Consider the following 4,269-nt stretch of genomic DNA (forward strand, 5'->3'; position numbering starts at 1 on the left):
GACTGCCGCACAGATCGCCGCGCGGGCCACGACGGACGAGCTTCAGCGACGACTCCTCGAGACTCCGATCGCCGCCGCGACCGAACGGACCCTGCTGGTGAATGAAGGACGCACAATGGGCCGCGAGTTCCCGCTGCCCGCTCAGACCCGAGTGTTCGTCGTCGCCAACCAGAAGGGTGGCGTCGGCAAGACCACCACGACGGTGAACGTCGCGGCCGGCCTCGCGCTGTACGGCGCGAAGATCCTCGTCATCGACCTGGACCCGCAGGGCAACGCGTCGACCGCCCTGGGCATCGAGCACGCCGAAGGTACGCCGGGCGTGTACGAGGCGGTCATCGAGGGCGAGCCGCTCAGCAAGCTGATCCAGCCGTGTGCCGAGCACCCCGGCATCCAGGTGATCCCGGCGACGATCGATCTGGCCGGTGCCGAGATCGAGCTCGTCAGCCTGGTCGCCCGCGAGAGCCGGTTGAAGAGCGTCCTCGAGGCCTACCTGGCCGAGACCGAGGCCGCGGGGGAGAAGTACGACTACGTCTTCATCGACTGCCCGCCGTCGCTCGGCCTCCTGACGGTGAACGCGCTGACCGCCGCCCGCGAGGTCCTGGTCCCGATCCAGAGCGAGTACTACGCGCTCGAGGGGCTGTCCCAGCTCCTCCGGCACATCGACATGGTGAAGTCGCACCTGAACCCCGGGCTCGACGTCTCGACGATCCTGCTGACCATGTACGACGCCCGCACGAAGCTGGCCGGCGAGGTCGCGGCCGAGGTACGAGGACACTTCAAGGACGCCGTACTGCGGACCGCGGTGCCGCGCTCGGTGCGTATCTCGGAGGCGCCGAGCCACGGGCAGACGGTGCTCGCGTACGACCCGGCCTCGGCCGGCGCGCTGTCGTACCTGGAGGCCTCCCGCGAGATCGCCATGCGGAACAACGCGTGAGAGGGTGTCAGACACCCCTCTGACGACCTGTCGTGACAGGCGGCCGTTCCACGTGAAACGGTTGCGTCGTGTGGCACCGTTTCACGTGGAACGGGACACGGGGGTCGAAGTACGCGTGATGGCACCCGGTTGGCGTTGTGATAGGTCAGCAGTAGCTCAGCAGGATGTCGAACTCGAGGGAGCGCGATGAACACCCGACTCGGACGCGGACTTGGTGCGCTGATCCCCAGCTCGCCGGCCCCTGGCACCACGACCCTCGGCAGCAAGTCGAACTCGATCCCGGGCGCACCCCCGGTCCCGACGCCAGCTGAGCCGCAGGCTTCGTCAGGGCCGGAGCTCGCCGCGGTCCCCGGCGCGTCGTTCGCCGAGATCGAGGTCGACAAGATCACGCCGAACCCGAAGCAGCCGCGGTCCGTGTTCGACGAGGACGCGATGGACGAGCTGGTGCACTCGGTCAAGGAGATCGGTCTGCTACAGCCGATCGTGGTCCGGCGGCTCGAGGACGACAAGTTCGAGCTGGTCATGGGTGAGCGGCGGTGGCGTGCGACGCAGGCGGCCGGGCTGACCACGATCCCGGCGATCGTCCGGGACACGTCGGACGACGCGATGCTGCGCGACGCCCTGCTGGAGAACCTGCACCGCAGCCAGCTGAACCCGCTCGAAGAGGCGGCGGCGTACCAGCAGATGCTCGACGACTTCGGCTGTACGCAGGAAGTCCTGGCGACCCGGATCGGCCGCTCGCGACCGCAGATCTCCAACACGCTGCGGCTGCTGAAGCTGCCGGCGTCGGTTCAGCGGCGCGTTGCCGCCGGCGTACTGTCGGCCGGTCATGCGCGGGCGCTGCTCGGCCTTCCGAGCGGGGATGCGATCGAGCGGCTGGCGCAGCGGATCGTCGCCGAGGGACTCTCGGTCCGTACCGTCGAGGAGATCGTCGCGCTCGGCGACATGAACGGCGACGACACCACCGCGCCCCGTCGACGCAACAAGCCGGTCGCACCGCGACTGGTCGATCTCGCCGACCGGCTGTCGGATCGGTTCGAGACCCGGGTGAAGGTCGACCTCGGGAAGACCAAGGGCAAGATCACCGTCGAGTTCGCGTCGCTGGACGATCTCGAGCGGATCGTCACGCTGATGGATCCGAACAAGCAGAACGAGTCCTGACAAGTCCGACACGCCGGAACAGAGCCTCGATTCTGCGGCCGGAGGGCCGGGAATCACAAGGATGTAAGTCGCCCGCGGCGGCTTAGGATGGCGCTCAGCGAGGTAGTTCGTAGTTCGAAGTACAGGGCTATCTCGCTAAGGTGATTTGTCGACAAAGTCATCTACGGACTTTCGGGCAATGTTTCATGTGAAACATTGCGGGTCGCCACGATCAGGTAGGTGGCGGGGAGCGCCGAAGCTGCCGGGTCGAGGCCGGGATAGCTGTCCGGGTCCGGAGCTTCCTGGAAGCTGGTCAGAGTGAGGCCGGCCTTGAGGAGAGCGGTGATGACGTCGCTCGGCGGCCAGATGAAGGCCTTGAAGGCAGGAGCGTCCGGATTGTCGCGGGCGCCGGTCGGACGCTTGGCGTTGTCGACGGCGGCGAGCGGAGTGCTGCGACCGAAGTAGTCGGCGATGACCTCGAGCTGGTTCGGGCCACGGACCGCGAGGGTCTCCCAGGCCGGATGATGTTCGGCGATCAGGACCGAACCGCCGGGAGAGAGGCGGGCGGCGACCGACTCGGCGAAGACGTCGAGATCCGGGAGCCAGCAGACGGCGCCCCAGCTCAGGTAGATGAGATCGAAGCCGGTCAGTGACGGGGGCAGCGCGAGCATGTCGGCGCGGACGAAGTCGGCCGGAATCCCTGTCGCCGCCGACTTCTCGATCGCCATCGCGAGCGCGACCTCGGAGATGTCGACGCCGGTGACCGAGGCGCCGAGCTGTGCCCAGGAGAGGACCTCGTCGCCGCACGAGCAGGCGAGGTGCAGGACCCGCCGGCCACGGACATCGCCCGCCGCGGCGAGTTCCTCCGCCGTGAGGGTGGAGCCGCCGGCGGTGAAGAACGACACGGGCTCGCCGGGGCGGGCGTGGTGGATCTGGTTCCAGCTGGCGCGGTTCGACTCCGTGATGTCCTGCAGCATGCGGCCGAGGCTAGGGCCGCGGGACGCGGCAGTACAACGGGATTAGCGGCCGAGGAGCTCGTGCGACGTCTTGCGCTCGGCGTAGAACGACAGGAACGGGATCGTGCCGGCCAGCGCCATCAGGACGAGCCGCGGGAACGACCAGCGCACCCGGCGGAACAGGTCGAAGGTCAGCAGCAGGTACACGACGTACAGGAAGCCGTGCAGCGGGCCGATGACGTTCATGGCGCCCGGGTTGTCGCCGAAGTACTTCAGCGGCATCGCGAGGAACACCAGCAGGAGCAGCATCACGCCCACCACGTACGCGATCACGCGGTACCGGGTCAGCGCGCCACGGACGGCCGGGGTGATCGGCTTCGCGGAGGTGGCGGGGTCGGCAGAGGAAGTCACGCTGAAACGGTACCGCTTGGCTCCACGCGCTTTCCGCCCCGGTCACCCTCGGCCGCACCCGACCCCGCGTTCTCGGCACCCTCACCAGCATCTGCATCAGTGTCGCCGTCAGGGGAGCGGTGGGCGTCCAGCACCATGCGGGCCCACATCCACAGGGTGAAGGCGGCGAAGATCCACCACTGGAAGGCGTACGCCACGTTCCGCAGGCCGGCGTGATCGGTGGGCGGTGGCGGCGGTACGACGGCAGCGGGCGCGGGCGACGTACCGGCCGGCGAGGTCTGTACGACGAACGCGTCGTACACCCGGTACTTCACCAGGTGCACGATCGTCGGGATCCGCAGCGTCGACAGCACACGCCCCTTCGCCGCGTCGCCCGACGAGTCCTCGGCCTCCGACGCGACCACGGCCCCGGTCAACGACGCCGGCCCAATCGGAGCCTTGGCGGCGGCGTCGGTCACCGACGGGACCCAGCCGCGGACAACCATCACCGCGTCCGACTCCGAGAGCCTCAGCGGCGTCACCACCCAGAACCCCTGCCGCCCGCCCTGCAACCGGTCCGCGACGAAGACCTGGTCCGCGGTCGGTCCCCAGGTGCCGTCGATCGTCACCTGCCGACCGACCGCCTTGGCCGGCAGACCCTCGTCGACCGAGAACAACGACTGCAAGGGAACAGGAGCCGCAGCAGCTCGGTGCGCCGTAGCGGCGGCCGTCTTCGACTCGTAGACGCCGAGCTGCCAGACCCCCATCGCGGTCATCACACCCGCGATCACCAGCGCAAGGGCAAGCAGCCCGAGCCACCGCGGCTGGACAGCTGTCCGCCAGAGCGGC

The 4,269-nt window shown here is 68.6% G+C and carries 5 protein-coding genes; 2 read left to right on the top strand and 3 right to left on the bottom strand.

The window, feature by feature from the left end; genetic code table 11:
• Together VFF46_RS01920 and VFF46_RS01925 are read left to right on the top strand one after the other, a co-directional pair.
• On the top strand, positions 1 to 934 hold a 934-nt coding region (locus VFF46_RS01920; protein ID WP_414673028.1), incomplete at its 5' end, for a ParA family protein.
• Between the two features lie 186 nt (positions 935 to 1,120).
• Positions 1,121 to 2,095: a ParB/RepB/Spo0J family partition protein gene (locus tag VFF46_RS01925; RefSeq protein ID WP_325035226.1), complete on the top strand. Its 975-nt coding sequence runs from the start codon at positions 1,121 to 1,123 to the stop codon at positions 2,093 to 2,095.
• A 161-nt stretch (positions 2,096 to 2,256) separates the two neighbouring features.
• Here the strand turns inward: VFF46_RS01925 and VFF46_RS01930 are convergent, their stop codons facing one another.
• From VFF46_RS01930 to VFF46_RS01940, 3 genes are all read right to left on the bottom strand, one after another.
• Positions 2,257 to 3,051, bottom strand: coding sequence for a class I SAM-dependent methyltransferase (locus tag VFF46_RS01930; RefSeq protein WP_325035227.1), 795 nt, complete (start codon positions 3,049 to 3,051; stop codon positions 2,257 to 2,259).
• A gap of 42 nt (positions 3,052 to 3,093) precedes the next feature.
• The gene (locus VFF46_RS01935) at positions 3,094 to 3,441 is read right to left on the bottom strand and encodes a DUF3817 domain-containing protein (RefSeq protein ID WP_325035228.1); all 348 of its coding nucleotides are present in this window, start codon (positions 3,439 to 3,441) and stop codon (positions 3,094 to 3,096) included.
• A partial coding sequence (locus tag VFF46_RS01940; RefSeq protein ID WP_325035229.1) for an SURF1 family protein occupies positions 3,438 to 4,269 on the bottom strand: 832 nt, incomplete at its 5' end. The genes VFF46_RS01940 and VFF46_RS01935, both read right to left, overlap by 4 nt.

The organism is Kribbella sp., assembly GCF_035655035.1.
GTDB lineage: Bacteria > Actinomycetota > Actinomycetes > Propionibacteriales > Kribbellaceae > Kribbella.

Coding starts and splice junctions, on each gene's coding strand:
- VFF46_RS01925 (WP_325035226.1), top strand. CDS start 1,121: ATGAACACCCGACTCGGACGCGGACTTGGTGCGCTGATCCCCAGCTCG.
- VFF46_RS01930 (WP_325035227.1), bottom strand. CDS start 3,051: ATGCTGCAGGACATCACGGAGTCGAACCGCGCCAGCTGGAACCAGATC.